Source organism: Oscillospiraceae bacterium, from assembly GCA_025758045.1.
In the GTDB taxonomy this organism is placed as follows: domain Bacteria; phylum Bacillota; class Clostridia; order Oscillospirales; family Ruminococcaceae; genus Gemmiger.
This window is the reverse complement of sequence record CP107208.1, coordinates 281,243-301,430: the sequence shown is the minus strand read 5'-3', so window position 1 is coordinate 301,430 and position 20,188 is coordinate 281,243. Positions and strand designations below refer to the sequence as shown.

Here is a 20,188-nt window from a genome sequence, read left to right as displayed (position 1 = left end):
GTCCCTATCCGGCACTCGCGCGTTGTGTCGGATAGGTCGGGCGGTCATTCGGGCAAGTCTACCTTGCCGACAAAAGAATAATAGATTTCAATTTCCTGTGTCCGTAACTTCCCCCGGCGTTTCCCGTCAAGGGCTACCGTTTCATGGACTACGATTTTTTCTACAAACTCCCGTAACAGGGTAGGGGTGAGTTCCTCAAAGTTCATGTTCTTACGGACAATCTTCATAAACTTTTCTGCGTTCTCCGTGGCTTCCTGCGCTTGCCCCCCGTCCTCGTTCTGCTCGATTAACAGCTTCATAAAGCGGGCTTCATGCTTCGCCGCATAGGTGGTAACTTTCCGTAGGTTGGAGAGGACGCCGGCGGTCAACAGGTCGGTTCGGATAAAGTGCGCCGTACAGTCGGCGGTGCGCTTTTTGTAGCTTCCGCAGATGTAGCAATCCTGCTTCCGGGTGTCCGTATGGTAACGCTGCTGATGACAACCTTACAAAATGCATTGAATGTGTACTGGATATGGACTTTGTAATCTTCAAAATTATTCATAAAAGCCTCTCCTTATATATACGAATGTTGATATACTAAAAACTAAAATTCCAGAAATAATTAAAAGAGATTGGATATTTATAATGTCAGCGAGTGGTCCAAAAAATATCATGCCTAACGGTAATGCACAAGAATTGGCAATCTGCATGAAGCTGAATATGCGCCCTTGCATTTCCTGCTCAACTTTCTCTTGGATAGACGCTGTAATCGGAGTATTATAGCAAGGAGATGTAATTCCTATCAGCACATTAAAAATTAAATAAACTATGAATACAGGAGAAATTCCTAACCCTATCATCAGCATACCATAAACTCCACCTGCCACTAATGTAGTATTCAGTTTTTTCTTAAAACCACCCCATGATGTAATAATTGCTCCTCCAATAATCATTCCAAAACTATATGTCATTTCACTCATGGTTAAGCGCCAAACTTCTGTTCCAAATGTTCTGCTTACCATGAGCGGGGTTAAAAAAGCAGATGGACTAATTAGAAATAAAATGAGTAATTGAAAAATCAGCAGTCTGCTCATAAAAGTATGATTCTTTAGATAGACCGCGCCTTCCTTCATTTCTGTGAAATGTGATTTGGTCATTCTGACTTCGATATTTAAGGGCTTTACTGGAACCGTTGAGGTTATACTCACTCCAACTAAAGCAGTAAAAATATCAATAAATAAAGTTGCTTCTAATGTTGCTATCGACAGAATAGCACCGCTAATAGCTGGAGAAACAAACATAATAATTGATGATAAAGTGCTGTTAAATCCATTAACTTGCATTAGATATTTTTGTGGAACTATTTGGGGGATAATTGCATTTACTGCTGGAGTTTGTATTCCCGTCCCGGCAGACCGGATTGCTAAAACAACTAAAAGCAATTCGATATTCTTGTGTCCAGTAAGAAAAAATACAGCTAATATCAGAGTAGCACTTGCAATAAAGCAATCCGTTATCATCACAACCCCTTTTCGGCTATAACGATCAATCCATACTCCTGCAAAGAGGGAAATCAATATTTGCGGTAAGAATCCGCATAAAGTGGAGAGGGTTATCATTTTCCCGGAAGAAGTTGTTAATGTGATATACCAAATTATTGCATATTGAACAATAGATGAACCCAACAGGGATATTGTTTGCGCAGATAAAAACCGAGCAATATGGCTTTTCCATTTGTATTCATTCATAAAGATTGTTCCTTTCAAAAAAATAGAGACTATGGCGATAATCTACCATAGCCCCTAAAAGTAAATATAAAAATAGAGACTATGGCGAAACATTGTCCACAGTCTCTAACTAAAGTCTGCTCGTTTCTATCATCGAGGAAATAGGTACACAAAACAGAGGGTATTAAAATTTCAATACCCTTATTCTTGCTTGTTTCCCTATTTCCCGATGAAAAAGAAAGCAATCATGCTTTTAGTTTAAGCTCCGTACAATGCTTCATCGGATACATTTGCACAGAGCTGATTCGTCTTTTTAATTCGTCAATTACAATTCTATTTTTCATGTAGTTCACTCCTGTTTCTAATTATAGCAAAGGTATCTTCTAAAAGCAAGAGTTTAGAAATAGTTGGGCTGCTGTCTGTCAAATTCTTGTGTGCTACTTTATAGCACATGAGCATTATATATAGGGTTCACGCATCTCCACCATGCCGCCCCAGAAGCGCTTGGGCGCGTGGTTCATCTGCGCTTTGGCGTTGCGGCGTTCCTCAATCGTCAGGGCGTGGAAGAACCGTTTCCACAGCGCCTGCCAGTTCAACTCGTCGGCATCGCGGGCGGGTTCGTAATGCTCCATAGCCAGGTACTGCACATGGCCGCTTTGCCGCAGCAGCGCCGTGCCGTGGGCAGCGTCGAAGATCAAAAAGTCCTCATCCGGCAGGCGGCTGCAAAAATGCCCGCGCAGCAGCGGCAGTACGTTGTTTTTGGGGTGGATGACCGAACCGAGCATGCCATCCTTTTCCTCAAAGCGGATAAACTCGATAAAACGGCAGACCTCGTTATTGACATTGCGCTCCAACACAAACGCCGCGTGGACATCCGGGTCGCCCAACATCTGCACGGCGCGGGGGCCTTCGTCAAAGCAACGGCGGGCGAACCGCAGCAAGATCAGATCCTTTTCTTCTTCGGTGGAGAGGAAACCAGTCATCACGCGCTCTCTCACCATCGGCCCCAGCCGCGTCAAGCCGTTGGCCACGCGCCTGGCGTGGGTCGGGTCGGTGGCGATGGCCTCCGTTCCAAACAGCGTAATTTGCCCTTCGGCTGGTCCCAGCACCGCCGAGGGTATCTCGCGCCGGGTGTAGCTTTCAAAAATGCAGCAGAGAAACCCCGCATAGCTGCCGTCGTAGCAGTAGGCGGCGTCGCTCACATGCGCCGGGTAAGGCATGTCAAGGCCTCCTCTCGCACCATGCGGGCCGCAGCCGGAGCCGCCACGCCATGGGCCGTCAGCTGGTGGACGGCAGGTGCCGCGTCCGGCAGGGCCTTGGGCACAAATTCATCCAGACTCAACTGCTGCACCCCCACACTGAACGCCTTGGGGTCCAGCAGCGCGTTTGCAATCTCCGCCCGGTTGGCGTGGGCCGGGGCGCGGCCATTGCAGGTGATAAAATATTGGGCGCGTTTCAGCACCACGCCGATGCGCTTCAGCTCCGGCATACCCAATTTCTGCACACGGCGTGCCGCCAAAATGCGCAGTACGCTTTTGGGGCCGATGCCCGGTACCCGCAGCAGTTCCTCCTTGCTGGCGGTGTTGACCTCCACCGGAAAAAACGCCGGGTGCCGCACCGCCCAGGTGCACTTGGGATCCAGGTAGGGGTCAAAGTTAGGTTCCTCCTCGGTCAGCAGTTCCGAGGCGTGGAAGTTATAATACCGCAGCAGCCAATCTGCCTGGTAGAGGCGGTGTTCCCGCAGCAGCGGCGGCTGAAAGTTCAGTGCGGGCAGGCGGTGGTCCTCCACCACCGGCAGGTAGGCCGAGTAAAACACACGTTTCAGCGCATACTTTTTGTATAGGCCTTCCGTCAGGTCCATAATGTGGCGATCCGTCTCCGGCGTCGCACCAATAATCATCTGGGTGCTTTGCCCTGCCGGTGCAAAAGCAGGCGCGTTCCTGTATACCGCCAGCTCCCGCTTGCTTTGGGCGCTCTGCACAGCGATCTGCCCCATGGGGCGCAGGATCGCCGTTTTCTTTTTATCCGGGGCCAGCTGGTTCAGGCTGACCTCGCTGGGCAGCTCGATATTAACCGAGAGGCGGTCCGCCAGCAGCCCGATGCGCTGCACCAGCAGCGGGTCCGCACCGGGGATGGTCTTGGCGTGGATGTAGCCGTTGAAGCGGAACTCTTCCCGCAAAATGCGCAGTGCTTCGATCATCAGCTCCATCGTGCGGTCCGGCGTGCCCAGCACCGCGCTGGACAGGAACAGCCCCTCGATGTAGTTGCGGCGGTAGAAGCCAATAGTCAGCTCCGCCAGTTCCCGCGGGGTAAAAGTGGCCCGCGGGCGGTCGTTGGAGCGGCGGTTGACGCAGTAGCTGCAATCGTAGGAGCAGGCGTTGGAATACAGCACTTTCAGCAGCGAAACACAGCGGCCGTCCGGGGTAAAGGCATGGCAGATGCCCGCCTGTGCGCAGCTGCCCAGGCTGCCGTGCTTTCCGGCACGCTCCACGCCGCTGGAGGTGCAGGCCACATCATATTTGGCGCTGTCGGCCAAAATTTCCAGCTTTTCCGCAAGATCCATCGCTGTTTCTCCTAAAAAAGGGTATAAAAAATACAGCCCGCCGCATAACCTGACTGTTTACAACAGCCAGCGATGCCGCGGGCAGCATTTTTATAGGGCAATACCGCATAATTCTAAGTGCCGATACGGCGAGCGAGGTGCGGCAGATGCTAAGACAAAAGCGCAGATAATACTTTGTGTATTATCGAGCATTTTGGCAACGCAGATGCCGTGCCGCAGCCGCCGGAGCGGTGCTTAAGCCGTTAGGCGGGAATTGTGCGGTGTTGCCATAGATTATAAAATTGTACTTTTGCCCTTGATGTCCGAATTATAGGACGCACACTATGCTACAATAAAATCAGAGGGCAGGAATCACCACTTAGCCTTGGTCTCCACCACTTTACCGGCAATATAAAGGTGGTCAAGTTCCTCGCCCTTGATGACCAATTCCTCGTAGGCAGGGTTGAAGGGGTGCAAGATGACCGAGTTGCCGCGCTGGATGTACTTTTTCAGCGTGCCCTCGCCGTCCGATCCGTAGACCAACACGCCCAGGTCGCCGTTTTCCAGCGTGCTCTGGCGGTGGACAAGGGCCAGGTCGCCGTCCGAGATGCGCGGCTCCATGCTGTCGCCCTTTACAACCAGGTAGAAATAGTTCTGGGGATCTTTAACGCTGGCATACTCTTTGCCGTAGTCCTCCTCAAAGGCAAGGGCGCCGTAACCGGCGCGCACCGTACCCACAACGGGGACAAGGCTCTCCGTATAGCGGCTGAAGGCGTTGCGGCCCACAGCCGGGGCAGCCGTGGGGGCCTGCTGCAGGCCCAGCAGGGCATCGGCCGTTGTATCCAGAATTTCAGCCAGGCGGGCCACGGTCTGTGGGTCCGGGGTGGAACGGCCGGTCTCCCACTTGCCAACAGCCTGCTGGGTAACGCCAAGCATACGCGAAACCTCGGTCTGGCTGTACCGTTTAGCTTTTCGGGCATCTCTCAGGCGGTCTGCAAACATAACGTACTCCTTTTGCCGGGCGACATTTTCCTCTATCTTGTGGTCAGGCCTTTACTATTTGTCCTCATTATACAACTGCAAGGCGTGTTTGTAAAGAGTTTTTTGAAAAATAATTCTAAATAAAGTTGTTGAAGCGTCTTGACAACAACCGTCAGTAGTATTATAGTAGAGACACAGAACAACGCGGTGTCCTTTACAACCGCACAACAGCCGGATTTGCGGTACGGCTTTTCTGAAGGAGGAACTTTATCATGAACTTCCACACTGTAAAAGTATGGCTCAGCAAGCTCATCTCCAACCTGGTGCTCATGCTCTTTATCATTCTGGTGCCCGCCGTGGCGTCTGGCGCGGTGCCGTTCTGGGCGGCGGTCATCGTGGCCGCTGCGGGCCTTGTGGGCCTCAATGCTGCCTGCGGTGTCTTGCTGGAAAATCAGTCCAACGCCCGACCCAAGGCAGCCCCCACCCCTGCGCCCCAGCGCCAGCAGCTCGTTTTCCGCGTTGTGCGGGGCGGCCGCGCCGCCTGATCTCGCGTACCCTCGGTGTACCCGGGTGCATATAACCGGCAGTCCCCGTGTGCCCCGGCGCGCGGGGATTGTTGTTTTCCACAACCTATGTTACAATAGCAGCAGACAGGGAGGAGATACCATGAAAAAACTTCTGGAAGTCTGTGTGGACAGCCTGGCCTCGGCGCGCGCCGCGCAGGCCGGCGGAGCCGACCGGCTGGAATTCTGCAGCGCCTTAGCCGTGGGCGGCCTAAGCCCTTACCCAGAACTGCTGCGTCAGATAAAGGCCGAGTGCAGCCTGCCGGTGCGCTGCCTGATGCGCCCCCGGGCGGGTGACTTCCTTTATACAAAGGACGAGATCGACCTGCTGTGCGCCCAGATCCACACCTTGCGGGATACAGGGGCAGACGGCTTCGTCATCGGTGCGCTGACCCCCGATGGCGCGCTGGACAAGCCCGCCATGGCCCAATTGCTGGATGCCTGCGGGGATAAGCCCGTCACACTGCACCGCTGCATTGATGTTTCCTGTGATTTGGTGGAAACCTATCGTGACGCCGCCACACTGGGTATTGATACGGTCCTGACCAGCGGCGGTGCCGCCAGCTGCCGGCAGGGGACAGCCGCCTTGGCCAAGATGCTTGCCCTGCGGAACGAGCTGCAAGGGCCGGAGGTGCTCATCGGCGCAGGCGTCAGCGCCGCCGTTATCACCGAGCTGCGCGCTGCCCTGCCCGGGGCACGGGCTTTCCATCTAAGCGGCAAAAAACTGGTGGAAAGCGGCATGCGCTTCCGCCGCGAGGGCGTCCCCATGGGTCTGCCAGGGCTGGACGAGTGGCACATCCAGCAGACGGACGCCGACGCTGTGCGCGCCGCCAAAGCCGCGCTGCTGCAATAAAAGCATATACAAAAAAGAGCCGCACCGCTGCGGCTCTTTGCTGTTTTGCGCTATCAACTCAGTGGAACGTGTCAAACTCCTCGTCGAGTTCGTCGGCATCCTCCAACTCTGGGAAATTTTCGTAATCCAGATCCTCTAATTCTGGCATGTCGGGCACCAGTTCCAGCTCTTCCAGTAGGCTTTGCATGGCCTCACAATCGGTGGGAACGTCTGTCAGGCTGGCACCGTAGTGGCAGAACAGCACCGTACCGTCCTTGTCCAGAATCAGGGTCAGCGGCAGCTGCTGCATCTGGCCTTTCGCGGCCTGGTAGCCCTGGCGCTTGGCTTCCCGCAGGATGCGCCAGCCCTCCAGCGAGTAGGTCATCAGGGCACTGCTGCTTTGGGGGATGTCCAGGTGCTCATACAGCACCCCCTCGGCATCACACAGCAGGGGGTAGGGCAGGGTATTGGGACCAATGCTGCGTGAGAGCTTGTCTGCGCGGGAGCGCACCACCAGCGCGAATCCGCCGTCCCGCAGGGAACCGTATGTATTGGCGTAGCGGCTGGCAAAGGTGCGGGTGATGGGGTGGCCGAAGTTGGCCATAAACACCAGCACCAGCGGGCTTTTGCGCTGCAGCAGGTCCCGGAAGCGGTTTTGGGCACTGTAGGGGGTATCGTACACAAAGAAAGGGAGCTTGTCCCCAACCGCAATACGCTCGCCCACGGCGATGGCCCCCTTTCCCCAAAAATCTAAAACAAAAAGCCGGACAGCAGGACTGTCCGACTGAAAAACACAAAACCCCACGCGGCCGTCTGCAGCCAATCAAAACCTACCGGTACAGGCAGGTGGGTGCCCTACCCGGACGTTCACGCTCCCTTCTTCCGCCTAGGGCGGGAGGTCTGCGATCCAGCCAGGGACAGCGGGCTCCCTAAATTTGATTAGTAGGATTCATAAAATGACCGCAACAAATCAAACCGTGCAGGGATGTTTTTTACTCCAACTCGGAATCGTCGATGTCGTACATCGCGCTCAGGCGCTCTTCAAAGACTTTGCCGACAGTCAGCAGTTCTTCATCGTCATCTACGATGTCCATATATTCGCCTTCCTCGTCGGTGCCAATGCGCATCAGGATCAGCTCGGCATCCTCCTGCAGGCTCTCCGGATCTTCCTGATACGGGATCACTGCCAGGTAACGGGTGCCGTTCACTTCGGTGGCGTCGATCACTTCAAAAGTGACCTCCTTGCCGTCCTCATCCTCCAGCGTCAGCAGGTCGGGCGTGGCTTCCTCGAGCATTTCGGGGCTCAGTTCGTCAGACATAGGTGACCTCCTGTGGTCTTGAAATTTCTTGTATATAGTGTACCTTTTTTTTCACCAAACGTCAAGGGTGTTCAGCGCAAAAAATATGTGGTATAATATCCTTATCTAGATTTGTGAACGCCCCGGAGGATCTGCCATGAAACGTTCCGCCTGCCTGCCCCTGCTGCTGACCGCCGTGCTGCTGTGCAGCTGCGGCAGCAACGCCAAAAAGGCCCCCACGCGCCCCGACCAGTTCATCAGCGAGGAGCGCCAGTTTGCCGCGCCCAGCGACGGCGACACCATCGCCATCTTCTCCACCAGTTTGGGTGAGGTGCGCGCCGTATTGTACCCGGACGCAGCCCCCATGGCGGTGTATAATTTTGTGGGGCTGGCCCGCAGCGGCTACTACGACGGCACCATCATCTGGCGCAGCCAGTACGGCTTTGCGGTGCAGGGCGGCGACGCCACCGGCACAGGCACCGGCGGCTCCACGATCTGGAGCAACACCCCCTACCCGCTGGAGGCCGACGCCTCGCTGAAGCACTACGCCGGGGCGCTGTGCGCGGCCTTTGCCCAGGGCGGTGATGTCACCGGCGGCAACAGCCAATTTTACTTCGTCGCGGCCCTTCCGGACAGTGTAAGCAGCGACCAACAGGCCGAGCTGGCCCAGAACGGCTACACGGACAGCCAGGTGGCTGCCTACGCGGCTGTGGGCGGGCTGCCGTACCTCGATAACACCGACACGGTCTTTGGCCAGGTCTACCAGGGCATGGACGTAGTGGACGCCATGGCCTGCGTGGAGACCACCAAGGACGAGGACGGCAACGATACCTGGAAACCCACCGAGGACGCGGCCATCACCATTGAAAAGGTGACCATCACCACCTATCCCGGCCCCGCGGCCGGGGACGAAGCCACCAGCGACAGCAGCGTCGGGTGATGGGCGGTTGCCTACCCCTACTATATGTAACGTGCAATCAAATAATCCCCGCAGAGCCTTAGCAGAATCGCCAGACTTTGCGGGGATTTTTTATGCAGAATACAGAATTTTACTTTTTGGTGTTGCCGCCCATGCGGCGGTCACGGCGGGCGTACTCTTCCAGCGCTTTGTCAAAGCACTCCTTGGTGAAATCAGGGAAGAGGACCGGCGTGAAGTAGAACTCGGAATAGGCGCACTGCCACAGCAGGAAGTTGGACAGCCGCTCCTCACCGCTGGTGCGGATCATCAGGTCCACCGGGGGCAGGTCGCGGTAGAGGTGGCTCTCGATGGTCTTTTCGTTAATGTCCTCGGGCTGCAGGGTCCCGGCCTTAACCTCGCCCGCAATGGCGCGCATGGCGTCGGTCAGCTCGGCGTGGCTGCCGTAGTTCAGGCAGAAGTTGACGATGCCCTTGTCGTTGTCTTTAGTCAGATCCATCATGTAGTCCATAGCGTCCAGCACGCGCTGCTGCAGGCCCTCGCGGCGGCCGCTGAACAGCACCTTGCAGCCGCGCTCGTTCATTTCGTCGGCGATGGTGCGGAAGTTGTTGGCAAACAGGTCCATCAGATAGCCGACCTCTTTGGCATCGCGGGAGAAGTTCTCTGTGGAAAAGACGTACAGCGACAGCACAAAGACGCCTCGGTCGCCCACGGCGTAGCGGGTGATCTCGCGCAGGCGGTCAAACCCGGCCTTGTGGCCCAGGCTGACAGGCATCAGGCGCTGTTTGGCCCAGCGGCGGTTACCGTCCACGATGATGGCGACATGGGTGGGGAAGCGGGCAGCAGTATCTTGCGGCATGGTGGATTTTCTCCTTCTATCGTGTGTTTTGTATCAGACTTCGGCAGGCTGCGGACGCAGCATCTCGGGCGGCTCCTCATCCGGGTGGTGGGCACGCCAGTTTAAAAAGCTTTCCAGAATGACGGCGGCGGAAACGGAATCCAGCCGTTCCTTGCGCTTGGCACCGAAAGTATCGTTATCGGCCAGGATGGCGGCGGCGGAAACCGTGGTGCGGCGCTCATCCCAAAGCACCACCGACAGGTTCGCGGTATTTGCCAGGCGCTGGGCAAAGCGGCGGCTCTTATTGGCGCGGCTGCCCTCGGTACCATCCATGTTTTTGGGCAGGCCGCAGACCAGGGCCTCGGCCCCGCGGGCCTGGGCCACAGCGGTGACGGCGGCGGCCACTTTATTCATGCTTTTTTCTTCGATCTGGGGGGTGATGGGACTGGTGATTGTCTCGCCGGCATCGCAGCCGGCCAGCCCCGTGCGGGAGTCGCCGTAGTCAACAGCAAGCCATTTCATACAGGTTGGGTCCTTTCATGGTTGATGGTATCAGTATACCACATTGCGGGCGCCGACGCAATAAAAAGCAGCCCGTACCGAGAGCATGAAAGCTCCCCCCGCACGGGCTGCGAAAAGTTGAAACTTACAGGTTGGGCATGCGCTTGTCCAGCTGGATGGTCAGGATCGCAGCCAGGGCAATTTTAATGACGTCGCCGGGCAGGTAGGGCAGGACGCACCAGCCCAGGGCGCTGGCAAGGTCGGCACCGGTCAGGGTCATGAACCAGATGGTGCCCAGCACATAGCAGACGGCACAGCCCACGACCATGGCCACGCAGAGCGACCAGAACTTGCGGCCCAAAGCCTTGGAGATCAACGCGGTGATGAGTGCAGCCAGAATGTAACCCAGCACATAGCCGCCGGTCTTGCCAAAGATGGCAGAGGGGCCGCCCTGGAAACCAGCCAGCACCGGCACACCGATGGCAGCCAGCGCCACAAACACCAGCTGGCTGACGGTGCCCCAGAAGGCCCCCAGCATGGTGCCTGCCATGTACACGGCAAACAGTGCCAGGTTGATGGGCACGCCCCAGGGCATGGGGATGGCGATCTGGCTGCACACGGCGGTCAGGGCGGCAAACAGGGCGCACAGGACCATCCGACGCACCCGCAGGTTTTCAGCAGTTTTCATAATTGTTCCTCTTTTCTTTTGTTGATACTATACAAAGACCTTTACAGGTACTTTCCCAAATGAACTTCCTCGCCGCGCAGGGGCACTAAATCGTGCTCTCCCGCAAAGCGGACGACCAGGCGGCAGTCCTCGTCGATGTCCAGCGCCTCAGCCTTGCGCGGGGTGCCGTTCCGGGGCGTTACCGTCACGGTCTGGCCCAGCAGCGCCTGGCGGGCACGGTATTCCGGCAGGTACTCCGGCTTGGGCACGCCGTGGTACAGCGCCCAAAACTCGTTGAGGAAGGCGGCTGCCAGCGCCGCACGGGCACCCGGCGGCGGGGCATCATCGAACAGCGCCCCGGCTACATCCTGCAGCTCGGCAGGCCAGCCATCGGGCGGGGCCGTGATGTTGAAGCCCAGGCCCAGCACCTCATAGTCCAACATGCCGCTTTCCATGTCCAGCGCGGCTTCGGTCAGGATGCCGCAGACCTTGCGGCCATCCCGCCAGAGGTCGTTGACCCACTTGATGCGCAGTTCCGCACCGGAAACCTTCTCAGCGGCGCGGCAGGCGGCCACGGCGGCCATAGCAGTCAGCCGCACGGCCTGGCGCAGGCCGATCTCCGGCCGCAGCAGGATGCTGAGGTACAGCCCGCCCTGGGGCGAGAAGAAGCTGTGCCCACCCCGGCCGCGCCCGGCCGATTGTGCCTGGGCGATCAGCACCAGCCCTTCGGGGGCACCATTCTCAGCGCGGGCCCGCAGAGCAGCATTCGTGCCGGGCAAACGGTCGACGACCTCGACCTGCAAGGCTCTGGCCGCTTCTGGGGCCAGCAGCGCCGTGACGGCGGCGGCATTGAGCACGTCGGCAGCAGGGGAGAGGATGTAGCCGCGGTTGGTCACCGCCGCCACCGGGATGCCGTCGGCCCGCAGGGCAGCGACGGCTTTCCAGATAGCTGTGCGGCTCACGCCCAGCTGCTGTGCCAGCTCCTGCCCGGAAATGTATTTACCCCGGGCAGCGTCCAGCGCGGCCAGCACGTCCGCTTTTACCATGGCGCAGCTCTCCTTTCAGCCCAACTGTCACCCAGTATAGCGCGGTTGATGATCAAATGTCAACGCAGCATGCGAAAACAGGTTAACAATCAACAAAACAAAAGCCCTGCGGGCCGAAACCCGCAGGGCAAAAGTGCATATTGGGGAAAAATCAGCGCTGGATACGGCCGGAACCGTCGCCGCCAGCCAGCTTCTCGACCTCAGAAACGGTGACCATGTTGAAGTCGCCTTCGATGGAGTGCTTCAGGGCAGAAGCAGCAACAGCGAACTCAACAGCCTCCTGGGTGGACTTGCCGCTCAGCAGGGCGTAGATCAGGCCGCCGCCGAAGCTGTCGCCGCCGCCAACGCGGTCAACGATGCGCAGTTCGTACTTCTTGCTGAAGGCATACTCGTTGGAAGCAACGTCGTACAGCATAGCGCTCCAGCCGTTGTCGGAAGCGGAATGGCTCTCACGCAGGGTGATAGCAACCTTCTCGAAGTGGAACTTGTCAGCCAGCTGCTTGGCAACGCTCTTGTAGCCCTCGCGGTTGATCTCGCCAGCGTAGATGTCGGTAGCCTCGGCCTCGATGCCGAAAACGTCCTTAGCATCCTCCTCGTTGGAGATGCAGACATCAACGTACTCGCACAGCTTGCTCATGGCCTCACGAGCCTCTGCACGGGTCCACAGCTTGCCGCGGTAGTTCAGGTCGCAGCTGATCTTGGCACCGTGAGCCTTAGCAGCCTTGCAGGCAGCCAGGCAGATCTCGACAACATTGGGGCCCAGGGCCGGGGTGATGCCGGTGAAGTGGAACCAGTCAACGCCCTCGAAGATCTTGTCGAAGTCGAAGTCAGCGACGGTAGCATCGGCCATAGCAGAATGTGCACGGTCGTAGATGCAGACGGAACCACGCTGAGAAGCGCCCTTCTCGTTGAAGTAGATGCCAACACGGTCACCGCCGCGGGTGATCTTGCTGGTGTCAACGCCGTAGCGGCGCAGAGCGTTCACGCCGGCCTGGCCGATAGCATGAGCGGGCAGCTTGGTGACGAAAGCAACGTCAGCGCCGTAGTTGGCCAGAGAAACAGCCACGTTGGCCTCGCCGCCGCCGTAGGTGTACTGCAGGGTATCGGTCTGCACAAAGCGCAGATGATCGTAGGGCTGCAGACGGATCATAATTTCACCGAGAGTAACGATTTTCATGGTGGAACTCCTTTATTGTTATTTTTAATAAAGAACGGTTTATAACAGATAATCAGCCGAACTGATTATTTCTGAACGAGGTGGATAGCAAAGCCGGCGACTTCGTCAGCGAAGTAGATGGCAACAGTCTTGCCGTCCTTGACGTTCTTGCTGTCCATATCAAACTTGACGCCGCGCTGGCCCAGGTGATAGATAGCGCGATCGACGTTGTTGGTCAGGATAGCGATGTGACCATGGGTGCCGCGGCCCGGCTTCTTCATGATCTCGAATTCCTTCTTGCCGACAAAGATGCTGCTGTTGCCGGGCTTGACAGCCATGCTCAGCAGGCTGCCGATGGTCTCAGCGGTCTTGGCAGCCTCGGCCTCATCAGCGCAGTTGATGCCGATGTGGCCCAACTGCAGGCCCAGCATCACGTCAACAGCCTCGCGGCTCATGGCAGTGATCTCGTCCCAGGCGCCGGCCTTGATCTTGTCGCTCTTGCACATCCAGGTGCCGCCGACAGCAATGATCTGGTTATAGCCCAGGTAGTTGTTCACGTTCTTGGCGTTGACGCCGCCGGTGCACATCCACTTGCAGGTCTTCAGGGCAGCGCCGATATTCTTCAGCTTGTCCACACCACCGTTTGCTTCGGCAGGGAAGAACTTGACGACCTCGCAGCCCATGTTCATGGCCTGCTGCATCTCGCCGGAGGTGGCGGTGCCGGGCATCATGATGCCGCCCTTATCAATGACATGCTTGCAGACTTCAGGGTCGAAGCCGGGAGCAACGATGAAGGAAGCACCGGCAGCCATGGCGCGGTCAGCCTGATCAACGGTCAGGACAGTGCCGGCGCCCAGCAGCATATCGGGCAGTTCCTCGTGGATCTTCTTGATGCACGCTTCGGCGCAGGCGGTGCGGAAGGTGACCTCCGCAGCGGGCAGGCCGCCAGCCATCAGGGCCTTGCACAGGGGCAGGGCCTCATCCACGCTGTTGAAGGCGATAACAGGGATAATACCAATCTCGTAAACACGCTGCAAAACAGAATTCATAGCAATTCTCCTTTACTATATGTTGCAGTTTGGGGCGGGGCAGACCACCTTAGACAGTTGCCTGACCTCACTCGGTTACTATAATTATAATCGGCTGCGGTTGCGCCGTCAATCGGTCAAAATGAACAGGTTACAGCACACATTTTTTGTCGTATTCGCCCAGAATTCCGCGATTCGGCATAGCGCTTGCAAAACCGGCCGAACTTTGCTATAATCGTTCCATATTGCGGAACGCAACAGTGCTTCCGTTGTACGGTTACAAATTATTAACAAATTGTAAATATTCAAGGGAGGAACCCTACTTTGACCGAAAAAGGCGGCGTGCAAAGCGTTGAGCGCATCTTCCAGCTGATCGAACAGCTGGCATCCCACCCGGCCGGGGCCAGCCTGCAGCGGCTGGCGCAGGAGACCGGCCTTGCCAAAAGCACCGTGCACCGGCTGCTGGCAAGCCTGGTCAGCCTGGGCTATGCCGCGCAGGAGCCGGAGACCGGCCGCTACCGGCTGACCTTAAAAATGTTTGAGCTGTCCAGCGGTATCGTCAACAGCATGGAGATCATGGACGTGGCCAAGGCGCATCTGGAGCGGCTGAGCCAGCGCACCGGCGAGGCCGTGCATCTGGTCATCCGCGATGCACGGGACATTGTGTACATTTATAAAACGGAAAGCGGTCCTATGCGGATGTCCAGCCGGGTGGGCCTGCGCAGCCCGCTGTACTGCACCGGTGTGGGCAAGGCTATCCTGGCCACCCTGCCCCCCGAGGAAGTGGAAGACGTGTGGAACCACAGCAGCTTAAAGAAGCTGACCAGCCGCACCGTGGTGGACCTGACCGAAATGCAGGACCAGTTGGCCGAGGTGCGCGCCAACGGCTACGCCATCGACGATGAGGAGAACGAGATGGGTGTGCGGTGCGTGGCCGTGGCCATCCCCGGGCCGGACGGGCGTGCGGAAAGCGCGTTTTCCATCAGCGGCCTGGCCCCCTACATGACCCCCGAGCGTATCCGCCGCGTAGCCGCCCTGGCACTGGATACCCGGACGGATATTTTGGCTGATCTGGGCGTGGGGCGGAAAGGGTAAACCTATCGGTAATAGGAAAGGCTCCCTCTGTGAGGGAGCCTTTCCTATAGGCAACACCGCATAATTCTAAGTGCCGATACGGCGAGCGAGGTGCGGCAGATGCTAAGCCAAAAGCGCAGATAATACTTTGTGTATTATCGAGCATTTTGGCAACGCAGATGCCGTGCCGCAGCCGCCGGAGCGGTGCTTAAGCCGTTAGGCGGGAATTGTGCGGTGTTGCCTATACTCTATTACTTCAAATGCTGTCCAAAATCGCCAGCAGCTTATCCAGGCTGCGCTCGTTGAACTCCAAAATCAAAATATCGCACCCCGGCTGTTCTACGACGACCGGATCAAAGCTGTCGATGTGCTCTCGCCAAGTGGTGGCGAAGCGGGCCTCCAGATACGGCATGTAATACTCGCTGAAGGAATCGCCGATGACCCGCACCACGCGGTCATCTTTGGCAAACAGGTCAGCGTAGCCGGGCACCGTGTAGGTCTGCTCCGGCGGCAGGCTGGCGTACAGCGCGGCCACGTTGGCCATATCGCCGGTGGTGGTCCCGGCAGGCTCCACGGGATAATCCCCGGGTTGTAAAATGGGCAGGCCCAGGGCATCAAAAATGCCGTCCAGCCCATACAGCGCACCGATGGAATTCCAGTGTGTATCGGTCTTGTAGTACAACAGCCGGTCGGGGTTCAGCCGGGCCTGGCGACGCAGCTCTTGATAGGGCCAATTCACCGGCACGGTGGTGTGGCTTTGCAGGTAGTCGACCAGCAGGTCGGTGCGGTTTTCCTCGTTGACGATGGGGTAACCGTCGGGCATATACTCGCGGTAGATGCGGTCCTTGCTGGGGGTCAGGTCCAGCACCAGCGTGCAGCCGTTTTCGGCCAGGCGGTCGTTTAAAATCTGCAGCTTGGCGCTGGCCTGGGCCAGCACCTCGGGGCTGTCGTTGATGTCGGCCAAACCCTGGTAGTTGGCCACAGGCTGGGCAGCGGTGGGGCCGTCCTTGTAAAACAGCCAGCCATCCTTGCCGGGCAATACCTGATCGCTTTGGCTCGTGCCAAAAACGGCGTAGTCAATGCCTGCGTTCAGCAGCACAAACTGGTAGCGGAACGGCGAGTTATCGACAAAAAAGTTGTCCAAACTACGCGGCAGCTGGGAGAGCGGGCTTTGCAGCACCTGGGGCAGGCCTGTCATCAGACGGTTCTCGTGGCTGTCCATCGAGAGCTGCTTGGAAAAGATGTTGAACACCGGAAAGGTCAGCCCGACGGCGGCGCAGAACACGGCGATGAAGCCGATTTTGGTTGCTTTTCTCATGGTCCGCACCTCCTTTTAAAACTGGAAATAGATAAACGCGCTGTAAGTGCCCGCCGTCACCCGCATCAGCGAGAGAAAAAGCAGTACCAGCAGCCCCACCATACCCGGCAGGCCGGGGGCTTCTTTGGCGTACAGAGCCTTTTTCAGGCGGGGGAAGCAGGCCTGCAGGGGGCCGCACAGCAGCAGCGAAGCCGCCAGCAGCACTATCAGCTTGGTATCGGCAAAGGCGGCGGCCGTGTAGCCCTGCGCACCGCTCTGCCAGGACAGGATGCCCTTCCACGCGGCAAGGCCCTCGGCCAGGCCGTGGGCGCCAAAAATGATGAGGGTGAACCACAGCACCACCAGCGTGTAAGCGTGGGCAAAGAACGGCGGGATGCACTGCAGGAATTTGCGCAGGCCCAGGCGTTCCAAACACAGCAGCACGCCGTGGAGCAGACCGAAAGCCACATACTGCCACGCCGCGCCGTGCCACAGGCCGGTGAGCAGAAAGACGATCAGCAGGTTGCGACAGTTTTTCGCCAGCGAGCAGCGGCTGCCCCCCAGCGGGATGTACACATAGTCCCGGAACCAGCCCGACAGGCTCATATGCCAGCGCCGCCAGTATTCGCCCACCGAGCAGGACAGATACGGGTAGTTGAAGTTTTCCGGCAGTTCCAGCCCGAAAAAGCTGCCGATGCCGATGGCCATATCGCTGTAACCGGAGAAGTCGAAGTAGAGCTGCATCATGTAAGCCAGATACCCCAGCACCAGCGCCGGGGCAGGCACCGTGGCTGCAGGCACCGAAGTGACCCGGCTGTAGATCAGCGCCAGCTGATCGGCGATGATCGCTTTTTTGGCCAAACCCAGCACAAACCGCTTGATGCCATAACAGAAACGGTCCAGACTGACCTGACGTTCGGCCGCTTTAGCGTCGAGGCAGGGGAGCTGCTGGTCATACCGCACAATGGGGCCGGAGGGGCCGTGGCCGAAGAAGGCGAGGAACACAAAAAAACGGAAGGGACTGCGGGCAGCGGCGACCTTGCCGCAGGACACATCCGCCAGATACCCGATGGCCGTAAAAACGTAAAAGCTGACGCCCAGCGGCAGGGCCGGGGCGAACACCGGCAGCAGATCCGGCACCAGCGCATTGATGCTGCGGGCCGCAAAGCCTGCGTACTTGAACGCCGCCAGCACCGCCAGGTGAGCTGCTATTAAAAGGATAAGCAGCGGCTTTTTGCGGGGTAGTTTTTCCAGCAGCAGGCCGCCCAGCCAGGTGATAGCCGCCAGCGCCAGCAGGATGGCCGCGCCTTTCAGCCCTGCCCAGGCAAAGAACAGCAGGCTGAACGCCCCCAATGCCCCGTTGCGCAGGGCCTTGGGCAGCAGCCAGTATACCGCCAGAGACAGCGGCAGAAAGATAAACAGAAATTGCACCGAGGAAAACGCCATACAAACTGCTCCGTTTCAGGGATTTTTCGGGGATTCACAAAAAGTTTACATGTGTTACAACTCATTATAAATGTTTCGCACAGTTTCGGCAAGATTTGCGGAGAAGTTTTTTGCCGCCCGGCCCACAGCATAGACAAAAGGGGCAGAAATGATTATAATAAATAAAATAGTGATGTAAGGCAATACCGCATAATTTTAAGTGCCGATACGGCGAGCGAGGTGCGGCAGCTGCTAAGCCAAAAGCGCAGATAATACTTTGTGTATTATCGAGCATTTTGGCAACGCAGATGCCGTGCCGCAGCCGCCGGAGCGGTGCTTAAGCCGTCAGGCGGGAATTGTGCGGTGTTGCCTTAACAAAACGGGAGGGGCCACCATGCAAAACCTGATCTTTGGCGCGTTTGCGGCGCTGGAGGGCTACCGCGAGGGCGATGCCGCTAACCTGGGCCGTGCTGTGTATGACCGTTGCACCGTGGTGGCCCTTTGCAGTGCCAAGCTGGCCAACCCCGCCTGCACGGTAGCGCTGGTCACCAACGCCCCGCCGCAGGAGCCGTACCGCAGTCAGCTTACCAATGCGGGCATTGAAATTTGGGACTGCCCCTTCACCAGCTACCGCGTCCCGGCGGATACCAACTGGGCGCTGGCCTACTACAAGCTCTGCGCGATGGAATGGGTGCTGGCAAATAAGGACTTTGCCAACGCCGCCATGCTGGACCTGGATACCTACACCCAGCATCCGCTGGATGATCTGTGGCGGGAGTGCGGCGAGGCCGTCCTTATGTACCAGGTGCCCCACGCCGCCAGCCAGGGCATGACCGCCGCCATCGGCAAAGCTTACGATGCTGTGGAGCCGCAGGGTGCGCCCCATGTGCTGACCCACTTTGGCGGCGAGCTGGTGGCCGGCAGCAAGGCGCGGCTCGCCGATTTCATGGCACTCTGCCGCCAATACTTTAACCAATTGCAGGCCATCGGCCTGACGCCGCGGGAGGGCGACGAAGCCATCTGGTGCGGAGCCGCCTACCGCAGCCTGCTGGCCGGGCAGCCCGTGCGTGCCGCCAACGCCTACCTGTTCCGCTACTGGCTGGGCGGACGTTTCTACTTTGTTTCCACCAACTACACACTGGACCCCGTGTGCATTTTGCATTTGCCCGGTGCCGCCAAAGACCGCCAGCTGGCCGTGCTGTACCGCCGCTATGCCAAAAAGGGCAGCTTCCCGCCGCTGGAGAAAGTCCACCGGCTCTGCTGCCTGCCCGCCGCCCATCCGCCGCTGCTGCGCACCCTGTGGGTGCGGCTGCTGGCCCGCCTGTAAGGAGAATTTTCCATGCCAAAAAAGAAGGATCTGTCCCTGCGGTTGGAGGCCGTCATCAAAACGCTGATCCCCCAGCATGGGCAGAACGCCGACGACCTGGGGCCGATGATGCGCGCCATCAAGGCCGTACACAGCGCCACCGACCATACCTCCACCACGCCGGAGGATCTGGAGCACCAACGCGCGGCGCAGGAATTGTTTGCCCGGCTGGTCACGCCGTCCATCGGCATCCGCAACGACGCCCTCAGTGTCAACAACATCCCCGCCGAGTGGGTCAGCCTGGAGCATGGCCATGACCGACACCACGCTGTGCTGTACTGCCACGGCGGCGGCTACACCTGCGGCCAGCTGGGCTATGCCCGCATCCTGGCCAGCAAGCTGGCACTCTGTACAGGATTTGACGTGCTGTCGTTTGAATACCGCTTAGCGCCCGAAAATCCATACCCTGCCGCCGTTGAGGACGCGCTGGCCATGTGGGACTACCTGATGTACATGGGCTACGGTGCCCGGGACATCGTCGTTGCGGGCGATTCCGCCGGCGGCAATTTGGCATTGGAACTCTGCCTGAAGCTCAAGGAGCAGGGCCGTGCCCAGCCGCGGGCGCTGCTGCTGTTCAGCCCCTGGACCGACATGACCGCCAGCGGCAAAAGCTACAAAAGCTGCAAAGCGCTGGACCCGATGCTGACCTACGAATATATCGAAGCTGTACGCGCCGCCTACACCGGCCCCGATGCTGACTGGGCCAAGCCCTGCTACAGCCCGCTGTTTGCCGACCTGCGCGGTCTGCCGCCCACGCTGGTACAGGTAGGCACCAATGAAATTCTGCGCTCTGACAGTGAGCAGCTGGCCGAGGCCATCCACAGGGCAGGCGGCTACGCTGTGTTGGAAGTGTACGCGGAGTGCTGGCACGTGTTCCAGCAAATGCCCATCCACCGTGCCGTGGCAGCGATGGAGTCTGCCGGACGGTTTGTGCAGCGCATGATGTAAGGAG

At 58.0% G+C, this 20,188-nt stretch carries 20 protein-coding genes, 1 other RNA gene and 1 pseudogene; 6 read left to right on the top strand and 16 right to left on the bottom strand.

Going from position 1 to position 20,188, the window contains the following annotated elements:
* Positions 1-44: 44 nt before the first annotated feature.
* The 5 genes and pseudogenes from OGM81_01580 to OGM81_01560 all read right to left on the bottom strand — a co-directional run bounded on the left by OGM81_01580 (position 45) and on the right by OGM81_01560 (position 5,250).
* Positions 45-476: pseudogene (locus tag OGM81_01580) on the bottom strand (DUF4368 domain-containing protein).
* Between the two features lie 57 nt (positions 477-533).
* Positions 534-1,727: an MFS transporter gene (locus OGM81_01575; protein UYJ43870.1), complete on the bottom strand. Its 1,194-nt coding sequence runs from the start codon at positions 1,725-1,727 to the stop codon at positions 534-536.
* 437 nt (positions 1,728-2,164) lie between these two features.
* Positions 2,165-2,926 carry a TIGR03915 family putative DNA repair protein gene (locus tag OGM81_01570; protein ID UYJ43869.1) on the bottom strand — a complete coding sequence of 254 codons (762 nt, stop codon included), beginning with the start codon at positions 2,924-2,926 and terminating at the stop codon, positions 2,165-2,167.
* The gene (locus OGM81_01565) at positions 2,905-4,269 is read right to left on the bottom strand and encodes a putative DNA modification/repair radical SAM protein (GenBank protein ID UYJ43868.1); all 1,365 of its coding nucleotides are present in this window, start codon (positions 4,267-4,269) and stop codon (positions 2,905-2,907) included. The genes OGM81_01570 and OGM81_01565 overlap by 22 nt, the downstream gene beginning before the upstream one ends.
* Before the next feature lie 351 nt (positions 4,270-4,620).
* Entirely contained in the window at positions 4,621-5,250 is a 630-nt protein-coding gene (locus OGM81_01560) for an XRE family transcriptional regulator (protein UYJ43867.1), read from the bottom strand.
* 251 nt (positions 5,251-5,501) lie between these two features.
* Between OGM81_01560 and OGM81_01555 the strand changes: the two genes are divergently transcribed.
* Positions 5,502-5,774 (top strand): hypothetical protein, encoded by a 273-nt coding sequence (locus OGM81_01555; protein UYJ43866.1) that lies wholly within the window; start codon positions 5,502-5,504, stop codon positions 5,772-5,774.
* Positions 5,775-5,895: 121 nt separating this feature from the next.
* Positions 5,896-6,645: a copper homeostasis protein CutC gene (locus OGM81_01550; protein UYJ43865.1), complete on the top strand. Its 750-nt coding sequence runs from the start codon at positions 5,896-5,898 to the stop codon at positions 6,643-6,645.
* Between the two features lie 58 nt (positions 6,646-6,703).
* Here OGM81_01550 and OGM81_01545 read toward each other — a convergent pair whose 3' ends face one another.
* From OGM81_01545 to OGM81_01535, 3 genes are all read right to left on the bottom strand, one after another.
* A complete protein-coding gene (locus tag OGM81_01545; GenBank protein UYJ43864.1) occupies positions 6,704-7,348 on the bottom strand; it encodes a redoxin domain-containing protein in 645 nt (214 codons plus the stop codon).
* A 70-nt stretch (positions 7,349-7,418) separates the two neighbouring features.
* Positions 7,419-7,613: non-coding RNA, 6S RNA (gene ssrS, locus OGM81_01540), on the bottom strand.
* 3 nt (positions 7,614-7,616) lie between these two features.
* A complete protein-coding gene (locus OGM81_01535) occupies positions 7,617-7,943 on the bottom strand; it encodes a DUF1292 domain-containing protein (GenBank protein ID UYJ43863.1) in 327 nt (108 codons plus the stop codon).
* Positions 7,944-8,079: 136 nt separating this feature from the next.
* On the opposite strand from OGM81_01535, the gene OGM81_01530 reads away from it, so the two are divergent.
* Positions 8,080-8,862, top strand: coding sequence for a peptidylprolyl isomerase (locus OGM81_01530; GenBank protein ID UYJ43862.1), 783 nt, complete (start codon positions 8,080-8,082; stop codon positions 8,860-8,862).
* 109 nt (positions 8,863-8,971) lie between these two features.
* Here the strand turns inward: OGM81_01530 and uppS are convergent, their stop codons facing one another.
* The 6 genes from uppS to eda all read right to left on the bottom strand — a co-directional run bounded on the left by uppS (position 8,972) and on the right by eda (position 14,095).
* Complete coding sequence (gene uppS, locus OGM81_01525; protein ID UYJ43861.1) at positions 8,972-9,697, bottom strand: polyprenyl diphosphate synthase; 726 nt, start codon at positions 9,695-9,697, stop codon at positions 8,972-8,974.
* 33 nt (positions 9,698-9,730) lie between these two features.
* On the bottom strand, positions 9,731-10,198 hold the full coding sequence (gene ruvX / locus OGM81_01520; GenBank protein ID UYJ43860.1) for a Holliday junction resolvase RuvX: 468 nt from the start codon (positions 10,196-10,198) through the stop codon (positions 9,731-9,733).
* A gap of 124 nt (positions 10,199-10,322) precedes the next feature.
* A complete protein-coding gene (locus tag OGM81_01515) occupies positions 10,323-10,865 on the bottom strand; it encodes a biotin transporter BioY (GenBank protein UYJ43859.1) in 543 nt (180 codons plus the stop codon).
* A 41-nt stretch (positions 10,866-10,906) separates the two neighbouring features.
* The gene (locus tag OGM81_01510) at positions 10,907-11,890 is read right to left on the bottom strand and encodes a biotin--[acetyl-CoA-carboxylase] ligase (protein UYJ43858.1); all 984 of its coding nucleotides are present in this window, start codon (positions 11,888-11,890) and stop codon (positions 10,907-10,909) included.
* A 151-nt stretch (positions 11,891-12,041) separates the two neighbouring features.
* Positions 12,042-13,067 (bottom strand): sugar kinase, encoded by a 1,026-nt coding sequence (locus tag OGM81_01505; protein ID UYJ43857.1) that lies wholly within the window; start codon positions 13,065-13,067, stop codon positions 12,042-12,044.
* A gap of 65 nt (positions 13,068-13,132) precedes the next feature.
* Positions 13,133-14,095: a bifunctional 4-hydroxy-2-oxoglutarate aldolase/2-dehydro-3-deoxy-phosphogluconate aldolase gene (eda, locus tag OGM81_01500; GenBank protein UYJ43856.1), complete on the bottom strand. Its 963-nt coding sequence runs from the start codon at positions 14,093-14,095 to the stop codon at positions 13,133-13,135.
* A 303-nt stretch (positions 14,096-14,398) separates the two neighbouring features.
* Here eda and OGM81_01495 point away from each other — a divergent pair, with 303 nt between their 5' ends.
* On the top strand, positions 14,399-15,169 hold the full coding sequence (locus OGM81_01495) for an IclR family transcriptional regulator (GenBank protein ID UYJ43855.1): 771 nt from the start codon (positions 14,399-14,401) through the stop codon (positions 15,167-15,169).
* Between the two features lie 235 nt (positions 15,170-15,404).
* Here the strand turns inward: OGM81_01495 and OGM81_01490 are convergent, their stop codons facing one another.
* Complete coding sequence (locus OGM81_01490; protein ID UYJ43854.1) at positions 15,405-16,466, bottom strand: hypothetical protein; 1,062 nt, start codon at positions 16,464-16,466, stop codon at positions 15,405-15,407.
* Positions 16,467-16,481: 15 nt separating this feature from the next.
* A complete protein-coding gene (locus OGM81_01485; GenBank protein UYJ43853.1) occupies positions 16,482-17,891 on the bottom strand; it encodes an MBOAT family protein in 1,410 nt (469 codons plus the stop codon).
* Between the two features lie 373 nt (positions 17,892-18,264).
* Between OGM81_01485 and OGM81_01480 the strand changes: the two genes are divergently transcribed.
* Positions 18,265-19,197 carry a hypothetical protein gene (locus tag OGM81_01480; GenBank protein UYJ43852.1) on the top strand — a complete coding sequence of 311 codons (933 nt, stop codon included), beginning with the start codon at positions 18,265-18,267 and terminating at the stop codon, positions 19,195-19,197.
* Between the two features lie 12 nt (positions 19,198-19,209).
* On the top strand, positions 19,210-20,184 hold the full coding sequence (locus OGM81_01475; GenBank protein UYJ43851.1) for an alpha/beta hydrolase: 975 nt from the start codon (positions 19,210-19,212) through the stop codon (positions 20,182-20,184).
* The last annotated feature ends 4 nt before the right edge of the window (positions 20,185-20,188 follow it).